Source organism: Streptomyces violens (genome assembly GCF_000717745.1).
Taxonomy (GTDB): Bacteria; Actinomycetota; Actinomycetes; order Streptomycetales; family Streptomycetaceae; genus Streptomyces; species Streptomyces violens.
Genome location: NZ_JOBH01000044.1, coordinates 1 through 435, shown reverse-complemented (window position 1 = coordinate 435; position 435 = coordinate 1). Strand labels below are relative to the sequence as shown.

Sequence of the window (435 nt, the reverse complement as noted above, 5' to 3'; positions counted from 1 at the left end):
ATCGGTTCCTGGTGCCAAGGCATCCACCGTGCGCCCTTAAAAACTTGGCCACAGATGCTCGCGTCCACTGTGCAGTTCTCAAGCAACGACCAGCCACCCACCACCCCCGGAAAGATCCGGAGTTCACTGGGGCCGGCGTTTGAAGGAACAGCCTTACGGCCGTGCCCTCAGACACCCAACAGCGTGCCCGACACATCCAGATGGTCCATCACGTTCCACGCCGAAGCAGTACTAGTGAGGTCCAACCGAGTGTGCCGAGTAGTCAACGTTCCACCCATGAGCAACCAGCATCAGACGTTCGCTGATGTTCTGGCCTCTGACCAGGTCCGAGGACCGGGTAAGAAGTGCTCCTTAGAAAGGAGGTGATCCAGCCGCACCTTCCGGTACGGCTACCTTGTTACGACTTCGTCCCAATCGCCAGTCCCACCTTCGACG

1 rRNA gene is annotated in these 435 nt (G+C 58.9%); it reads right to left on the bottom strand.

The features are described 5' to 3' along the window. Positions 1 to 355: 355 nt before the first annotated feature. Positions 356 to 435, bottom strand: a 16S ribosomal RNA gene (locus tag IF04_RS0135295); the annotation flags it as partial.